Genomic DNA, 16,961 nt, shown 5'->3' with positions numbered 1-16,961 from the left:
TATCTTGAGCAGAATTAAAATAAAACAATTCTCCATTTTTTATGTCTCAAAAAAACAAAAAGTTATTTTTAATCGATGGGCATGCGCTGGCATACCGCTCCTATTTCGCTTTTATTAATACCAACCTCAGGAATTCAGAAGGCGTACCTACCGGTTCGCTCATGGGCTTTGCAAATACGCTGGTGAAGCTGCTTGAATCCGAAAAGCCTACCCATATTGCGGTTGCCTGGGATACGCATGCCCCAACCTTTCGGCATGAAATGGATGCGGCCTACAAAGCCAACCGCCCGCCGCAGCCGGACGAGCTGCGCCAAACCATTCCCCTGATGAAGGAAATGGTGCGCCATTTTGGCTTTCAGAATCTGGAGAAGGATGGGTATGAAGCGGATGACATTATCGGAACCCTTGCACAGCGGGCAGGATTGGATGGTGCCGAAGTATTTATGGTAACGCCCGATAAGGATTTCATGCAGCTTGTTACAAATAACGTTCGTATGTACAAACCCCTGAACAACGGCGACGGCTTCCAAATCATCGATCCGGACGGAGTTGTGGACTATTTTGGCGTGCCCCCGGAGAAAGTGATTGATGTACTTGCGGTGATAGGAGATACTTCGGATAACATTCCGGGGGTGCCTGGTATCGGAAAAAAAGGGGCTCCTAAGCTCATCAAGGAGTACGGCAGCCTTGAAGCCGCGATTGAAGCTGCACCGGGTATGAAGGCCAAACGTGCACGGGAAGGCCTGACGCAGCATGCAGAGCAGGCGCTGCTTTCCAAAAAAATGATCATCATTGATACGGACGTGCCCGATACAGTAAGCTGGGAGGAACTGAAATGGGAAGGCCCGGAGTCTTCAGAACTGTCTGATTTTTTTGGCCGGATGGAGTTCAGAACCCTTAGCCGGAAATTCGGAAAGGCCATGGCAGAGCAGGGGGATGGTTTGCAGGATGAAGGTGTCAGGAAATCGGCTTCGGCCCTTCGTAAAGATCAGCAGCAGGGACAGGGGGATTTGTTTGGCAGCGGTCATCAGGCCGCTGAAGCTTCCGCTTCAGAAAGCCTTAAGAATCTTGAAACGGAGAAGGCTAACTACCGGCTGATTGACACGCCCGAAGCGCTTGATGAGCTTATAAACACGCTCTCGGCCTCATCACACTTTTGCTTTGATACCGAAACAACGGCATCCGAACCCATGCTTGCTTCCCTCGTCGGCCTGGCCTTTTCTGTCAGGAAGAAAGAAGCTTTCTACATTCCTGTAAATGATGCAGCCGGTGAAGCAGAAGGCCTTTCACCGGAACTGATTCAGGAGAAGCTTACGCCTGTATTTGGCAATAGCGCCCTGAAAATCGCCCAGAATTACAAGTACGATTATATTGTGCTGCGCCGGCATGGGATGGCGCTGAAAGGTCCCGTTTTCGATACCATGATTGCGGCCTACCTCATCGACTCCAACCAAAAACTGAGCATGGATGAGCTCAGCCGACGCTACCTGAACTATGAACCCGTCTCAATCGAAACTCTCATAGGTAAGGGTAAACAGCAAAAAAGCATGCGGGATATTCCGGTTGATGAGGTCATGCCCTATGCCTGTGAAGACGCTGACATTACCTTACAACTTTTTGAGGTGCTGCAGCAAAAACTTAATGAGGATGGTCTGACTGAGATCGCAGAATCGGTTGAGTTTCCCCTGGTGCGGGTGCTTGGGGAGCTTGAAATGAACGGGATACAGCTTGATACGGAGATGCTGAGCAATTTTTCTGCGCAGCTGGGTGATGATATGAAGCAGCTACAGCAGCAGATTTATGCAGAAGCAGGAGAGGAATTCAACATCAATTCCCCGGCACAGCTGGGTGATATTTTGTTCGAAAAACTTGGGCTGCCATCCGGCAAGAAAACCAAAACCGGGAAATATTCAACCAATGAGCAAATCCTGACCGACCTGGCAGCGTTCGGACACAAGTTACCCGCACTTGTGCTGGATTATCGCTCGCTTAGTAAACTCAAATCAACCTACGCGGATGCGCTGCCCAAATTGATTCATCCGGAAACGGGACGAATTCATACAAGCCTGAATCAGCAGGTTGCCGCAACGGGACGTTTATCATCCTCCAACCCCAATCTGCAGAATATTCCGGTCCGGACTGAGCGCGGCCGGGAGATCCGCAAGGCATTTATTGCTGGAGAAGGTAAGGTGCTGATTGCGGCAGATTATTCGCAGATTGAGCTTCGCGTGATTGCTTCTGTTTCCGAAGATGAAGCCATGGTACAGGCTTTCCGCGATGATCAGGATATTCACGCCCGCACGGCCATGGAAATTTTCGGTTTGTCCGCTATCACAGAGGTTGACAGGGATATGCGGCGGAAAGCAAAAGAAGTGAATTTTGGCATCCCTTACGGCGTGAGTGCGTTTGGACTTGCGCAGCGGCTGGGCATTGACCGCACGGAAGCCAAGACCATTATTGATGCTTATTTTGAGCGTTTTCCGGGCATTCGTAACTACATCAAGGAAACGACAGCCTTTGCGCGTGAACACGGCTATGTCACAACCCTGCTCGGCCGCAGGCGCTACATTCCGGAAATTCGCTCTTCCAATCCGAATATGCGTTCATTTGCAGAGCGGACAGCGATCAATATGCCGATTCAGGGTACAGCAGCAGATCTCATCAAAGTAGCAATGGTGCAGCTGCAGGCCCGCCTTGAGCGTGATTTGCCGGAATGCCTGATGCTGCTGCAGGTACATGATGAATTACTCTTTGAAGTGCCAAAAGATAAGGCGGCTGAAAGCGTACAACTCATTCGTGAAGAAATGGAAAAAGCCATGACGCTGAAAGTCCCGGTGAAAGCCGATGCCGGTGTTGCATCAAACTGGCTGGAGGCGCACTGAGGCAATCTATACACGCATACGCACAATGTTGAACCGGTAAAAAGACTATCATGATTTGCAAAACGGTCTGATGTATTGAGGTATCCGGACCGTTTTGTCTTTCTGCCAATGCGCAGGCCTATAAGTATGCGAGTGTAGTTCTATTGGACAGAAATGTTCAGGCTTACTGTGTCTGTGTAAAAATTCTGCGCAGTATTTTTTTCGCATCCGCTGTTTTCTGACAGGTCGTTTTTTGTGACGCAAAAGAGGCCGGAGCCTGTGTTGGTTAATTGAAGGGCATAAAAAAAGCAGCCTGTGGGTACAGACTGCTTTTTAAGAGTACAAAACAAATTTAGAACCTTCTGAATCGCCAGACAATTACAGCAATGGAAGCGATGATACTGAGAATCTGTGATGTAAGCGATAAAATTTCCCGCCACAGCTGTGTAGGTACGGGATCCGTTTCTACGATGACGACATCAAAATCCTGCATGACAGGAAAATCTACAAACTCTGTAGTGTAGGCCTCGAAGGTTGTTTCGAAGATGATGCGACGACCTTCGCCTTCCATGGTGCGGCTTAAGAAGAAATTGACGTCCGGCGTAATCCGGCGCGTACGGGCACCAATTGCAGCTGGCCCGCCTGTATAAAGCATGAGCTCATTCATGTCAGTGCCTTCCCGCACTTCATAAGTACCGGGGCGCACAACCGAGCCAATGACTACAACTGTAATGCTGGGTTCACCGGTACGTACGAAACGGAAGTGATTAGGCATTTGCTCAGAAACGGAATAGAGCTGCGTCAGGCTGCTGCCCTGCCGACCCATAGTTTGGGCGTCGGCCTGCTGAGCAAAAAACAGAAATAGACTCAGAGAGAGTATGAGAGCAGTTCTGAAAGGAGTTAAAATAAGAGTTACGTGCTTCATGAATAAAAGTGTGAGTTCAGAATAGGATATAGGCTAAAAAAAGATGATAAGCGATTATGTATAGCTATCAAAACAGCTGAAAAGCAGCACAAAAAAGGTGAGAACGGGCTCACCTTTTTGTGCCTTTCGAAATCGGTTATTTCTGATCCGGCTGATCTGTGTAGTCAAGCTTGTAGTCCTTGTAGGCGTAGTCGTACTTATACTTGTAGTTGTACTTATAATTATATTTATAGTACGATTTAACGCTGTTGGTATCGTAGGCGTTAAGCACACTGCCTGCAATATTAACACCAAGGTTTCGCAGATCCTGACGGGTTTCCTTCAGGATAGACAGCTCAGTTTCATCCATCTTAGATACCAAAACGGTTGCATCGGTTGCAACAGCAAGCGGCATAGCGTCAGATACAACAAGCAGGGGCGGCGTATCCAGAATGATGATATCAAACTCTTTCTTGAGCGAGCTGAGAAGTTCCTGCATACGCTTGGATCCCATTGTTTCAGCAGGGTTGGGAATACTGTTACCAGCCGTGATAACAAAGAAATTATCCGTACTTGCGTCAATCAGACAGTTTTCGAGGGTATCTTTGTCAAAAAGAATATCCGTCAGCCCCGGCGACTTATCAAGCCCCAGCTTTTTGTGGATGGTTGGCTTACGAAGGTCACAGTCGATGACGAGGGTGCGCTTGCCAAACTGCGCATAGGTGAGGGCGAGGTTGATACTTGTCAGACTCTTTCCTTCACCAGGCTTGGAGCTTGTTACTACGAGTGTTTGGTATTCACGGTCAGCATTGCTGAATTCGATACTTGTGCGCAGCCTGCGGTAAGCTTCAGCACCTGCTGAAATGGGGTCAATAAGAGAAATCAGGTTTACATCTACACTGCGGCCACGAATAGGAAGCCGTTCAGTGTTTTTAAAGTGTGTATTGATGTAGTCTGTGAAATCTGGAATAACCCCGATAACGTTGAAGCCGGCATTACGGAGCTGACCCGGGTCATGAATCAGGTCATCAAGCAGGTTGCGCAGTAATACGATACCAGCACCAAGGCCAAAACCGAGAATCAGGCTCAGGATATAATTGCGTAAGCGGTTAGGGCTGAAAGGACTTGACGGCACGCTTGCCGCACGGATTTCACGAACCCGGCTTACTTCTGACTGAATGGCAATTTGTGTTTCCTGCAGTCGCTTAAGCAGATTTAAGTAAAGCTCTTCACTAATCACCTGATTCCTGCGAAGCCTTTGCAGCTCTGCACTTCTTTCCATAATGGAGCTCATGTCTGACTGAATGTCATCGACGCGCTCTGCAATAAAGTCTTCCCGAAGTTGCATGTCAACAAGCCGTGCTTCATTACTCCTAATCTCAGAGCGGATGTCAGTCAGGTAACTCGCAAGGGAAGCCTGATCGAGGCCCTGTCGGTCTCTTACGCGGTCCCGCTGAGATTCAAGACGCTCATCGCGGAGGCCTTCAAGATAGTCGATTCTGCGCAGGATTTGAGAAAGTACGCTGTTCCCCTCGGGGTTGGTGCGAAGCTGCGGTTGTTCGATGTAGAAGGATTCGGCTTGTAAGCGCAAATCCAGGATGGCCTGCTCAAACGCGTTAACAAGTTCCATGTCGTTATCGGTTGCGCCATCATAGAGCATGTTCAGTACCATGTCTTTTTCTTCGCGCAGACGGTCGAGAAAGTCAGAAACAGCTACTTTGCGGAAACGAAGCTCTTCAGCTTCCCGGAATAGACCGCGAAGTTCCTGCGCTGCCGCTGTCCCTTGTTCATCGGTTATGAGTGTCCAGTCAGAATCGAGAAACATGCGAATTTGTTCGTCCTGCTCGCCCAACGTCATGGTGTTACGTTCTTCGAGCTGCTCAAGGTAAGATGCTGCACTCGTGAGGTTGGAGCGGGTAATCGTTTCATCAAGAATGCGATATTCCTCAATGTAAAAATTGGCGATAAATGCAGCTTCCTGAGGGTCAAAGCTCGTTGTGCGGATTTCAACGAGATTCATCTGATCAATTTGATGCAGGGAGATACGGTTCGGTAGCCGTCGTGCAAGCCGCTGCAGCACCTGTTCTTCCGGCATAAACCCAAGGCCATTTTGGCGTAGCATGGGTAGGGTATCACCGGTAACCGGATTTACCAGCTCCTGAATGAGACGCCGCCCAACGTTTTCGGCGAGCTCGTGTGAGTTAACGATGAACTGCATTTCTGTTCCGACTTCGTCCCAGGTCAGATTACGGGCGCGGGTAAATTCAAAAAGATTCAGCCCACGGTCGGCACGTTGATTTTCAATTAGAAACAGACCAGTTGTTCGGTATTGGTTGGGGAGTGTTTGTGTATAATAGTAACCTAAGGCACCAAGTATCACAACACAGGCGAGAATAATCCATTTCCCATCCCATAGAGAGTAAAGAATCAGTTGCGGGTCAAATGGATCATTCTGATCGTCTTCCTCGCCGGGTATTGCGCCCGGATTGAAGGGATCTTCAGAAGCACCATTGGAGCGCATTGACTTTCGCCTTTCGTTGTTTTCGAGTTCCATATACGGATAATACTATGTTTTTGCTAATTGTGAGTGTTCCTATAACCGGGCCAATATGCACGCTGTAGGTAATTGGTTAATTTAAGGGTTTCCTGCAACTAATCAGAAACGAAATTGAAAGAATCATCAGATAATTCAAATCCTTAACAAGTCGGTTAGCTCTTCAATACGAGCACTTCCAGGTATTTATTACCGCTGATAAAATAGTCCCCGCGGTAATTTGGCTCGGAAAAAATTGCCCCTTGGATGTCGCTTTGTGCTTTTTTTAGCAATGTCTGGCGCTATTGTGGTTTTGGCATAGCCTTCCAATGTGTGCCTGACATCTACGCTGTCGGGGCTGCCATCTTCAGTTGTTCAGCGGTCACAAGCCCTATTCTTAGCCCGCATTATTCACTTCGTGGGAATCGCTTCGCTCGGTGCGCAGTCTTTAAACCACACCCAAATTTGGGCTACCGCTTTTTTTCACTAAGTCTTAATTAAACTTACATTTAGCAAATAAATTCTGTTTAATTGTGAATAATGCGGGTTAGATCTGAATCGTAGATTTTAGCATTGGAACATACGAAAGCGGCAGATACAGCGCGTTAAAGTGTGCCTGACTGTTCGTAACTTCATTTGAGTTTGCTTCACAAATCATGCATTTTACAATCGAAAGACATAGGGCGGCAAACGGACAACGTTAGCCGGTCTGATCACAAAAATTGAAATCATCCGCACCAATCGCTCAAATAATATGATTCCCCCATTAGATTTAGCACCTGAAATTGATGAGATTAAATTCGAAATTGAAAAGGAGATCTATCGGGTCCTTAAGGAAGCCCGGTTTATAAACGGGCCGGAAGTCAGGGATTTTGAAAGGCAGGTTGCTTCCTATCTTGGTGTGAAACATGCCATAGGGGTTAATTCAGGCACTGATGCACTTGTAATATCGCTGCGCGCGCTTGGGATAGGTCCGGGAGACGAAGTGATTACGACACCTTTTTCATTTTTTGCCAGCGCAGAGTCCGTATCTGTGCTGGGTGCTGAAGTTGTTTTCGCCGACGTGGATGAGAAAACCTTTAATATTGACCCTGCAAAAGTAGAAGCCCGCATCACCCCACGTACAAAGGCCATCATTCCGGTACATTTATACGGCCGACCGGCAAATATGGGGCAAATTCTGGAGATAGCCCAAAAGCACAAGCTCGCTGTGCTGGAAGATTGTGCGCAGTCATTTGGGGCAACCTATCAGGCTCAGTGTGCCGGTTGCACCTGTGAAGCAGCTACCCGCGAAAAGGCAGCCGGCCTCAAAACCGGAGCTCTTGGAGATATGGGCGCATTTTCATTCTTTCCCTCAAAAAACCTTGGCGCTTTTGGTGACGGCGGCCTGATTACGACCAACAGTGACAGCCTTGCCGCGATTGCACGAAAGCTGCACGTACATGGTGCTGAAAAAAAATATTATAATCAGCTTATAGGCTATAATTCCCGCCTTGACACCATTCAGGCGGCCGTGCTAAACGTAAAACTGCCGCATGTTGACCGTTGGAATAACGGACGGCGGACAGCTGCGCAGCTCTATGACATGATGCTCAAGCAGGAAGGTCTGAGTCCTGAGCGGCTTGTTCTGCCTGAAATCGTACCGGGACACGTTTTCCATCAGTACACGGTCAGGCTTCAAAAGAACAGCGCACGCATAACCCGCGATGAACTCGTCGCCCGGCTGAAGGTCCTCGGGGTTAACTGTATGGTGTATTATCCTGTGCCCCTGCATCAGCTACCTGTTTACAGCGGGCAATACCCGTCAATGCCGGTGAGTGAACAGTTTGCCAGCGAAGTCTTCTCGTTACCCCTTTGGCCGCTTATGACCATGAATACGCAGGAACAGGTAGTAGCTGCGCTGAAAAAAGCCCTGCTTGGGTAAACCGGAAACAAAGCCGCAGAACCCGCAGGGTGGTGAAATTAAGCAGGCTCGCTTTTCGGACTGCTGCCAATTGTTCATTCGTACAGTTGGGGATGGCCTTAACCGTCGCGTTTCACCCCTGGCCTTCCAACCGGGTAAGCGAATTTTTTGGAAAAAGAAACTTATCTTTTAAGAATGAAGGTTTGTTGCTGAAACAGACCAATTGTTCCTGATTTTCTGAAGCGAAATATTCTGATACTATTCATGCAGTTACGCATTTTTGTACCCCTTCTCTTTTTCTTAGCGGCTCTGTCATTTTTGCTGAGCTGGTTTGAGCGGCAAAATCGCTTTAATAAATCGGACGCATTCGTGACAGAAGCAGAGCAGCAAGCCGTCATTCTGTTGTACGAGCAGCAGGATCTGACAGAGCTGACCGAATCCCTGCGCCTGGCAGGGGTGCGCTTTGATGAAAATGAGCTCAGCTGGGTGGCAGACCGCCGCCGTTACCGCACGTTCCGCCCAGGTCGTTACGTGCTGGATGGTGCCTCAGGCTATGATGCGCTGCTTGGTCGTATTAACAGGGGAGAAGAAGACCCGGTACGCGTCGTGATTCATGCCGGACAGACTTACGAAATGTTTTACCGCCGGGTATCGAATCAGCTGCGTTTCGACGCGGATGCCCTTCGAAGCGTTATGCAGGATACGCTGTTTATTCAGGAAGAGCTTCAGCTGCAGCCGCATCAGCTGTTTGGCCGGATGCTTCCCAACACCTACGAAATTTTCTGGACAACCGGTCCCGAAGCCTTTGTACGCAGAATGATCAGCGAGTTTGACCGTGCAACGGCACCGCTTGCCGATCTGATCGAAGCACATCGGCTGGATCTTGAGCAGATTCTTACCCTTGCTTCCATTGTTGAGCTGGAAGCCATGCATGCGGTGGAAAAACCCACCATTGCCGGATTATACACCAATCGACTGAACCGGCGTATGCGCCTGCAGGCAGATCCAACGGTCAACTATGCCCTCGGCAGACGCGGAAGGCTTCGGGTTGCCGATTACCGCTTTCAGCATCCTTATAATACTTATGTGATTAACGGATTACCACCCGGGCCCATCACCAACCCCGCCATGAGCGCTATTCGGGCAGCATTACAGCCTGAAGACCATGCTTACCTATTCATGGTTGCCACTCCGGAAGGGTTTCACCGGTTTACGCGCACCTATGCCGAACATCAGCGGGCGGTAGCGGAATGGCGCCGCTGGCTCCGTGAACAGGACCGACAGGCAAGGGAACGGGAAAGACAGCAAACCGCGCAGTAGGTTTGGAAGGATTGGCTGTTTGCAGGAGTCAAGAAAAAAGGCGGTATGCTAAACTACTGGGGATGACAACGCAGAATTCGAAACCCCGAACCACATATTCTGCTTCGGCAGCCGGACAACGTATCATGTGTGAGATTTCTTAGGGCAGCAGGACTTTCTGTAGATTCTTCAACGAGCAGGAAAACCGAGGGACATCCGCCATTGGGGCGTACTCCAGTGAAGGAGATCCCTCACATGCCGCTCTTTCAGGCATTAGGGTGCGACCGTTTTCTGCGGCTTCGATGTCATCGTGCCACATGGGACGTGTTCGGGATGACCGTGTCGGGGGATTGGGTGAATAGACAGGGTCAGGGGCGTCTTGGAGGTTGATTTCACAAAATCCTGTTTATCCTGTAATCCTAAAAAAACTGTTCAAAACACAAGGAGGCGGGGAAAGGCTGTATGGGTAGATTTCGTCTTCCCCGCGGTCTGCCGTTTGCGGTCCCGTTCTCCGTGTACCTTCCCGACACCGCGAGCCATGGCCTTTCGGGACGTGTCGGGGGTTCGTGCCCGTCACACCCCGCCCGTTCGCTGCGCTCACCCGGGCACCCGTATCAAGAGGGGAATTTTGCGTGTTCTTCGCCATCGCTATGTTACTGTCTTCCATTGTTTTACGTTCTGCGTTTAAACCCGCGGTCTGCGGTCTGCGGTCTTTAATCCCACGAGATCCTTCGACTCCGCTGCGCTTCGCTCAGGATGACAGGGACGCGTGGGGACAAACGGCGCGGCTGGCCGCGCCGGGATTTTAGGAAGTGCAACTGTTATCCTGAGCGGAGGTGAAGCGCAGCGGAGCCGGAGTCGAAGGATCTGGTATTTTAGCTTAGAATCTCAAAATCTACCCCACGGCGTCATCTCGAACAGTGGAAAATGGCAACGCAGCAATGAAAGCCGAGACAATACGAGCTATATCGGCAGTCGGTCAAAGTATCATGTGAGAGATCCCCTTCGGCAGACCTGTCCGGTAATTCATAAAAGCGCAGGATAAAGCTGAGGCCCATCGCCATTGGGGCGTACTCCAGTGAAGGAGATCCCTCACATGCCGCTCTTTCAGGCATTGGGGTGCGACCGTTTTCTGCGGCTTCGATGTCATCGTGCCACATGGGACGTGTTCGGGATGACCGTGTCGGGGGATTGGGTGAATAGACAGGGTCAGGGGCGGCTTGGAGGTTGATTTCACAAAATCCTGTTTATCCTGTAATCCTAAAAAAACTGTTCAAAACACAAGGAGGCGGGGAAAGGCTGTATGGGTAGATTTTGTCTTCCCCCGCGGTCTGCCGTTTGCGGTCCCGTTCTCCGCGTACCTTCCCGACACCGTGAGCCATGGCCTTTCGGGGCGTGCCGGGGGTTCGTGCCCGTCACACCCCGCCCGTTCGCTGCGCTCACCCGGGCACCCGTATCAAGAGGGGAATTTTGCGTGTTCTTCGCCATCGCTATGTTACTGTCTTCCATTGTTTTACGTTCTGCGTTTAAACCCGCGGTCTGCGGTCTGCGGTCTTTAATCCCACGAGATCCTTCGACTCCGCTGCGCTCCGCTCAGGATGACAGGGACGCGTGGGGACAAACGGCGCGGCTGGCCGCGCCGGGATTTTAGGAAGTGCAACTGTCATCCTGAGCGGAGGTGAAGCGCAGCGGAGCCGGAGTCGAAGGATCTGGTATTTTAGCTTAGAATCTCAAAATCTACCCCACGGCGTCATCTCGAACAGTGGAAAATGGCAACGCAGCAATGAAAGCCGAGACAATACGAGCTATATCGGCAGTCGGTCAAAGTATCATGTGAGAGATCCCCTTCGGCAGACCTGTCTGGTAATTCATAAAAGCGCAGGATAAAACCGAAGGCCATCGCCATTGGGGCGTATTCCAGCGAAGGAGATCCCTCACATGCCGCCCTGTCAGGCATAGGGGTGCGACCGTTTTCTGCGGCTTCGATGTCACCGTGCCACATGAGACGTGTTCGGGATGACCGTGTCGGGGGATTGGGTGAATAGACAGGGTCAGGGGCGTCTTGGAGGTTGATTTCACAAAATCCTGTTTATCCTATAATCCTACAGTCCTAAAAATCCTGTTCAAAACGCAAGGAGGCGGGGAAAGGCTGTATGGGTAGATTTTGTCTTCCCCCGCGGTCTGCCGTTTGCGGTCCCGTTCTCCGCGTACCTTCCCGACACCGTGAGCCATGGCCTTTCGGGGCGTGCCGGGGGTTCGTGCCCGTCACACCCCGCCCGTTCGCTGCGCTCACCCGGGCACCCGTATCAAGAGGGGAATTTTGCGTGTTCTTCGCCATCGCTATGTTACTGTCTTCCATTGTTTTACGTTCTGCGTTTAAACCCGCGGTCTGCGGTCTGCGGTCTTTAATCCCACGAGATCCTTCGACTCCGCTGCGCTCCGCTCAGGATGACAGGGACGCGTGGGGACAAACGGCGCGGCTGGCCGCGCCGGGATTTTAGGAAGTGCAACTGTCATCCTGAGCGGAGGTGAAGCGCAGCGGAGCCGGAGTCGAAGGATCTGGTATTTTAGCTTAGAATCTCAAAATCTACCCCACGGCGTCATCTCGAACAGTGGAAAATGGCAACGCAGCAATGAAAGACGAGACAATACGAGCTATATCGGCAGTCGGTCAAAGTATCATGTGAGAGATCCCCTTCGGCAGACCTGTCCGGTAATTCATAAAAGCGCAGGATAAAGCTGAGGCCCATCGCCATCGGGGCGTACTCCAGTGAAGGAGATCCCTCACATGCCGCTCTTTCAGGCATTGGGGTGCGACCGTTTTCTGCGGCTTCGATGTCATCGTGCCACATGAGACGTGTTCGGGATGACCGTGTCGGGGATTGTGTAGATACAAAGGTCAGGGGCGGCTTTGAGGTTGATTTCGCAGAATCCTGTTTATCCTGTAATCCTAAAAATCCCGTTCAAAACGCGAGGAGGCGGGGAAAGGCAATCTGTATAGATTTCGTCTTCCCCGCGGTCTGCGGTTTGCGGTCCCGTTCTCCGTGTACCTTCCCGACACCGCGAGCCATGGCCTTTCGGGACGTGCCGGGGGGCGTGCCCGTCACACCCCGCCCGTTCGCTGCGCTCACCGGGGCACCCCTCTCGAGAGGGGAATTTTGCGCGTTCTTCGCAGTGCTTATTATGCCCCTTCCCTCCGTCTTCCGTCCCCCGTCCTCGGTCCTCCGTCCAAACCCGCGGTCTGCGGTCTGCCGACTGCGGTCCCATTCCTCGCGTACCTTCCCCAAATCGCGAGCCATGGCCTTTCGGGGCGTGCCGGGGGTTCGTGCCCGTCACACCCCGCCCGTTCGCTGCGCTCACCCGGGCACCCCTCTCGAGAGGGGAATTTTGCGCGTTCTTCGCCGTCGCTATATTGCTGTTTCCCATTGTCTTACGTCTTCCGTCTTCCGTCCCCCGTCCTCGGTCCTCCGTCCAAACCCGCGGTCTGCGGTCTGCGGTCAGCGGTCTGCGGTCTGCGGTCAAAACACTCAGCTGTCTCCCTCCTCTTTCTTCCGGAGGCGCTGCAGCATGAAGTGTTTTGCGTTTTTGGCGTAGAGCAGGGGCAGCCGCATTTTTCCGGCATACGGGTACTGAACCTGCAGGGCGCGGGGCGGGGGGAGCAGGTTGGTGAGTTTGTAGAGGCGTTTTTGCATGGGCGAAAACTGCCTGAGGGGATAGGCTTCCATTTTTCGCATCATGGCTTCATTATCTGCGGCGTCGGGGCACACAAGGTGCAGATAATCCGCTTCTGTTAGGCCAAAGGCGGCGGCATCCTGTTCCTGAAGTGCGGCGATATCTCTGCGTATGTCTGCCGGGATGCGGGTGCGTACCGAAGGAAAAAAGCTGCAGGCGAGGCCCAGCACAAACAGGCAGAGTTCATAGCAGTTGAATGGTCCCTTCGCCAAAGCTTTTAGCCGCTTCCAGTCTAAGGGGCGCTCCTCGTGCCGTAGGATGGCATAGACATCTATCACCCAAATAAACTTATGTCCCGGGGACTCTTCACTCCTGTAAACACCCAGAATATGCTTGAAATAATGCGTCAGCAAGTGCAGCAGCAGCAGTTCCGGCACAAAGGCATAGCGGCCGTTTTCCATCGCGTATAGCACGGCCGGGTCCTGCGTGCCACCCGGCAGCGGCAGCTGACCCCAAATATGTGCGTCCTCCCATTTCAGATAGGCGTTGTTGTGCGGGGAGTGATGGACTTCTACGCTTACCTGATCTTTGGTAAACACGAAAGCCTCCGCATTGCGCTGCCAGCTGTAATCGACAAAGTTGAGCATGCGGTTTTCATTCAGAACAAAACCTGCCCGCAGCATCGCATTTCCTACCTCATAAACCCGCTTTTTTTCTACCAGCAAATCAATATCAGAGGAAAGCCGCAGCCAGGCTTCCGGATAATATCCGAGGGCCTTCATGGCAAGTCCCTTCAGGATGACATAGGGACAGGAAATTCGCTGAAGCTCAGCTTCCAGAAATTCCTGCACAACCTGTGTACGCAGGGCACGGAAGCGGGAATAGCCGGAGAAATAGTTCAAATCCCGGCGAAAGCGGGTGATGAGGGCTTCCTCCCCTTCCAAAACCAGCAGCCCGTGCTCAAGCGCTGTAGCGACCATGCCCGCCGTGCCGTTTTTGATGAAGATATCATGCAGCAGCGCATAGCCGCGGTCAACGTCACTTTCAGCATCCCCTTCAGCTCCATCTTCAGTTTCAGCCTCATTTCCTGACCTGCCTAAGCAAAGCCGGAGCGGCTCATCCGGTCGTCGTCCCTCAAAATGAAACGAAAAGAGGGCTTCAACAAGTCCGGTAAGAATGGCGGCGTAGTAGGAGAGCAAGGGCGTTATGGCAGTTGACGGGCCAGGATTTCAAACATATTCCGCATATAGTGCTGTGTCGTTCCGGCAACGTGCGGGGTAAGCAGCAGATTGGACAGAGCCCAGAACGGATGGGTGTCGGGCAGCGGTTCCTCCGAAAAAACATCGAGTGCCGCGCCTTTAATTTTCTTTTGCTGCAGGGTTTCGGTGAGTGCTTCCTCATCCAGCAAAGCACCCCGCGCCACATTGATGAGCACGCTTTCAGGTTTCATCTGGGTCAGCAACGCTTGCCCGAAAAACCCGCGGGTGTGCTGCGTAAGCGGTAGTGAGAGTACCACATAATCAAAGGCAGGCAGCGCGGTTTCGAGCGCTTCGAACAGGATGAGCTGATCGGTCAGCGGTTCCTCACGCGGACTTCGCACACAGCCGGTGACCTGCATGCCCATCGCGCGGCAGCGTTCGGCAAGTGCACGGCCGATGTGTCCCATCCCGATGATGCAGACGTGCTGTCCCCGGATTTCCTGATGCCAGTAGCGTTTCCACAGCCGCTGCTGCTGCTGATCGCGGTACAGGTGCAGGTTTTTTGCGAAGGTGAGCATACACCCCAGGGCGTGCTCTGCTATGCTGACCGCGTTGACGCCGGCAGAAGCCGTAATGCGAATCCCGTCGAGGTCTGCTTCTTCGCGGAGCTGCGGCAGGAAATCTGTACCCGAACTTGTGAAATGCAGCTGTGCGGGTTTGGGTATGCGGCGCATCACTTCCGGCAGTAACGGCAAATAGGGGCTGATGAGCAGGGAAAAGTGCACCTCGGTCGGAACTTCCGCGGCACGGCCTGCAAAGAAAGGGGTGTACTGCGGCAGGAATTCCCCAAAGAGGGCTTTCAGCTGCGGCAGTTGCGCGGGCAGCAGCTCCGGCTTTTGCAGAAACAAGGCGTTCTCAGACACGGGCAGACTCCGTAAGTTGCTGTGATGATAAATATTTCAGATTCGGATGGGTTCGGGTAGATGTTGAGCCGGTGGATATATAAAAAGAAAAAACTGCGCTGTACCACTATGGGTTTACGAATGGAAGCACGACAGATCGAAACGGGGTGCCTTCATCAGCGATCTTGGAGCCGGATCAAATAGTTTGGTAATGGGTTGGATTGGGATGGGGTGTAGCGGATTCCCGCAACATACCCATAAACAACAGGTTCCGTTTGATTAAAGCAGCACCTGTACAGCTTAGAGGATTATACTGCGGATGATTTCGAACCAACCTAAAGGGCTCGATTTACAATCGGTGCCACATTGCGGGGATCCGTCAGTACTGTTTTTCGCGCTGAAATTCGGCTACCTGCTGTCGCACCGCATGCGTGAGCCGCGCTTTGTTTTCCAGCAGGGTTTCATAGGGGGCTTCTTTGAAGCTGTTGATGCAGTTTTTGAGCTTATCAATTTCCTCTTTCATATTCACCCGCTGCACCAGTTCCCGCACCTGCGAGGAGTTTTTGTGAAAAGTCCGGGATAAAATCACCATTTCAGACCCGAGCCGTACATGTTCCCCCAAAACCAGCTCTGCCGCAACGGCACCCTGCCCGATCCGCGCAATACCGCCAAAACCGAAGCGGATGCCTTTGGCCTTGATCTTATCCGCGGCCAGTTCAACAAGCCCGCCCGTCAGCACCTCAAACATAAAGGTGAGGCCTAATCCCAGGTGCAGGTCGTTGAGGCCGACATGCATTTCATCAATACGGGCATGATGCTCAAGTATTTCATCGAGTCGCACCAGGGCCTGCGGGGTTTCGAGCAGCGGACAAAAACGCGCACGTCCGTCTATGAGATCCGCGACATAGCCGACTTCCTCGGCTGTCGTAAACATGGGCAGCATAATCACATCAGCGCCTGCTTCAATAGCGCCGTTCACTTCATTTTGTGTTCCGGGATAGACCGGATTCACGCGCACCATCAGCTCCGTATCGGGTATCGCCTCCCGCATAAGCTGAATATCTTCAATCGTATGCGTTGCGCGGTGTGCGTTCAAATGTCCCTGCCGCCTGTCTTTGCCCACATATTCCATATCTACGAATATGCGGTTCACACCACAGCCAACCGCAAAATTCGCGAGTTCAGGTTTATTGGTTATATATTTAAATATCATCTAAATGATCAGAGTCTTCCGTAATATGAGCATCATTATAAATACAGCAAATGGCTTACCGCTTACAAACATGCGGGCATTTTGGCCTCAAAGGTACGAAATTGTCAGCCAAGCTTCACACGATAAATCAGAATCAGGGTGCAAAAAAAAGTTTGTGTCGTACATCACCCCACGCATAAGTCATTCTATTACAAAGCATAATATACGGTGTCCTATACAGCCCTTTGTCTTGAAAATATAAAAAATTACCTGCACGCTTAACTAAGCGTATGACCGGTACGTAAGCACCCTGACTGTCCGTTAAGTTATTTTACAGGCGGAGCAAAAGCGAATAAACCCGCACGAAAGGGGCTTCAGTATGTATAGCAGGCGTTTTCAGCTACACCGCTCCGCACAAAGAATATGTGCAGCCTTTACCCTCGCCCTTTTTCGGATGGATTTGTCGTACCGGACAGCAGATAATGTGGGTTCTGAA

8 protein-coding genes are annotated in these 16,961 nt (G+C 51.5%); 3 read left to right on the top strand and 5 right to left on the bottom strand.

The annotated features are described in order from the left end of the window. Window positions 1–41: 41 nt before the first annotated feature. Window positions 42–2,882 (top strand): DNA polymerase I, encoded by a 2,841-nt coding sequence (gene polA / locus CYPRO_RS12310; RefSeq protein WP_114984898.1) that lies wholly within the window; start codon window positions 42–44, stop codon window positions 2,880–2,882. 331 nt (window positions 2,883–3,213) lie between these two features. Here polA and CYPRO_RS12305 read toward each other — a convergent pair whose 3' ends face one another. Together CYPRO_RS12305 and CYPRO_RS12300 are read right to left on the bottom strand one after the other, a co-directional pair. Continuing rightward, window positions 3,214–3,786: a polysaccharide biosynthesis/export family protein gene (locus CYPRO_RS12305; protein WP_124245614.1), complete on the bottom strand. Its 573-nt coding sequence runs from the start codon at window positions 3,784–3,786 to the stop codon at window positions 3,214–3,216. A gap of 136 nt (window positions 3,787–3,922) precedes the next feature. Then, window positions 3,923–6,319 carry a polysaccharide biosynthesis tyrosine autokinase gene (locus CYPRO_RS12300; RefSeq protein ID WP_114984896.1) on the bottom strand — a complete coding sequence of 799 codons (2,397 nt, stop codon included), beginning with the start codon at window positions 6,317–6,319 and terminating at the stop codon, window positions 3,923–3,925. Between the two features lie 733 nt (window positions 6,320–7,052). Here CYPRO_RS12300 and CYPRO_RS12295 point away from each other — a divergent pair. Beyond that, a complete protein-coding gene (locus CYPRO_RS12295; RefSeq protein ID WP_114984895.1) occupies window positions 7,053–8,222 on the top strand; it encodes a DegT/DnrJ/EryC1/StrS family aminotransferase in 1,170 nt (389 codons plus the stop codon). Between the two features lie 243 nt (window positions 8,223–8,465). Beyond that, a complete protein-coding gene (gene mltG, locus CYPRO_RS12290) occupies window positions 8,466–9,521 on the top strand; it encodes an endolytic transglycosylase MltG (RefSeq protein ID WP_114984894.1) in 1,056 nt (351 codons plus the stop codon). A gap of 3,506 nt (window positions 9,522–13,027) precedes the next feature. Here the strand turns inward: mltG and CYPRO_RS12280 are convergent. The 3 genes from CYPRO_RS12280 to CYPRO_RS12270 all read right to left on the bottom strand — a co-directional run bounded on the left by CYPRO_RS12280 (window position 13,028) and on the right by CYPRO_RS12270 (window position 16,486). Further along, entirely contained in the window at window positions 13,028–14,371 is a 1,344-nt protein-coding gene (locus tag CYPRO_RS12280) for a nucleotidyltransferase family protein (protein ID WP_114984892.1), read from the bottom strand. A gap of 5 nt (window positions 14,372–14,376) precedes the next feature. Continuing rightward, a complete protein-coding gene (locus CYPRO_RS12275; protein WP_124245613.1) occupies window positions 14,377–15,294 on the bottom strand; it encodes a D-2-hydroxyacid dehydrogenase in 918 nt (305 codons plus the stop codon). A gap of 358 nt (window positions 15,295–15,652) precedes the next feature. Then, entirely contained in the window at window positions 15,653–16,486 is an 834-nt protein-coding gene (locus CYPRO_RS12270; RefSeq protein WP_114984890.1) for an aldolase/citrate lyase family protein, read from the bottom strand. Window positions 16,487–16,961 lie beyond the last annotated feature (475 nt).

Origin of the sequence: Cyclonatronum proteinivorum (assembly GCF_003353065.1) — a bacterium.
GTDB lineage: Bacteria > Bacteroidota > Rhodothermia > Balneolales > Cyclonatronaceae > Cyclonatronum > Cyclonatronum proteinivorum.
This window is presented reverse-complemented; position numbering and strand designations above follow the sequence as displayed.

What these genes read in the sequence shown, in the direction of transcription:
- polA (WP_114984898.1), top strand. Translation starts at nt 42, where the DNA reads ATGTCTCAAAAAAACAAAAAGTTATTTTTAATCGATGGGCATGCGCTG.
- CYPRO_RS12305 (WP_124245614.1), bottom strand. Translation starts at nt 3,786, where the DNA reads ATGAAGCACGTAACTCTTATTTTAACTCCTTTCAGAACTGCTCTCATA.
- CYPRO_RS12300 (WP_114984896.1), bottom strand. Translation starts at nt 6,319, where the DNA reads ATGGAACTCGAAAACAACGAAAGGCGAAAGTCAATGCGCTCCAATGGT.
- CYPRO_RS12295 (WP_114984895.1), top strand. Translation starts at nt 7,053, where the DNA reads ATGATTCCCCCATTAGATTTAGCACCTGAAATTGATGAGATTAAATTC.
- mltG (WP_114984894.1), top strand. Translation starts at nt 8,466, where the DNA reads ATGCAGTTACGCATTTTTGTACCCCTTCTCTTTTTCTTAGCGGCTCTG.
- CYPRO_RS12270 (WP_114984890.1), bottom strand. Translation starts at nt 16,486, where the DNA reads ATGATATTTAAATATATAACCAATAAACCTGAACTCGCGAATTTTGCG.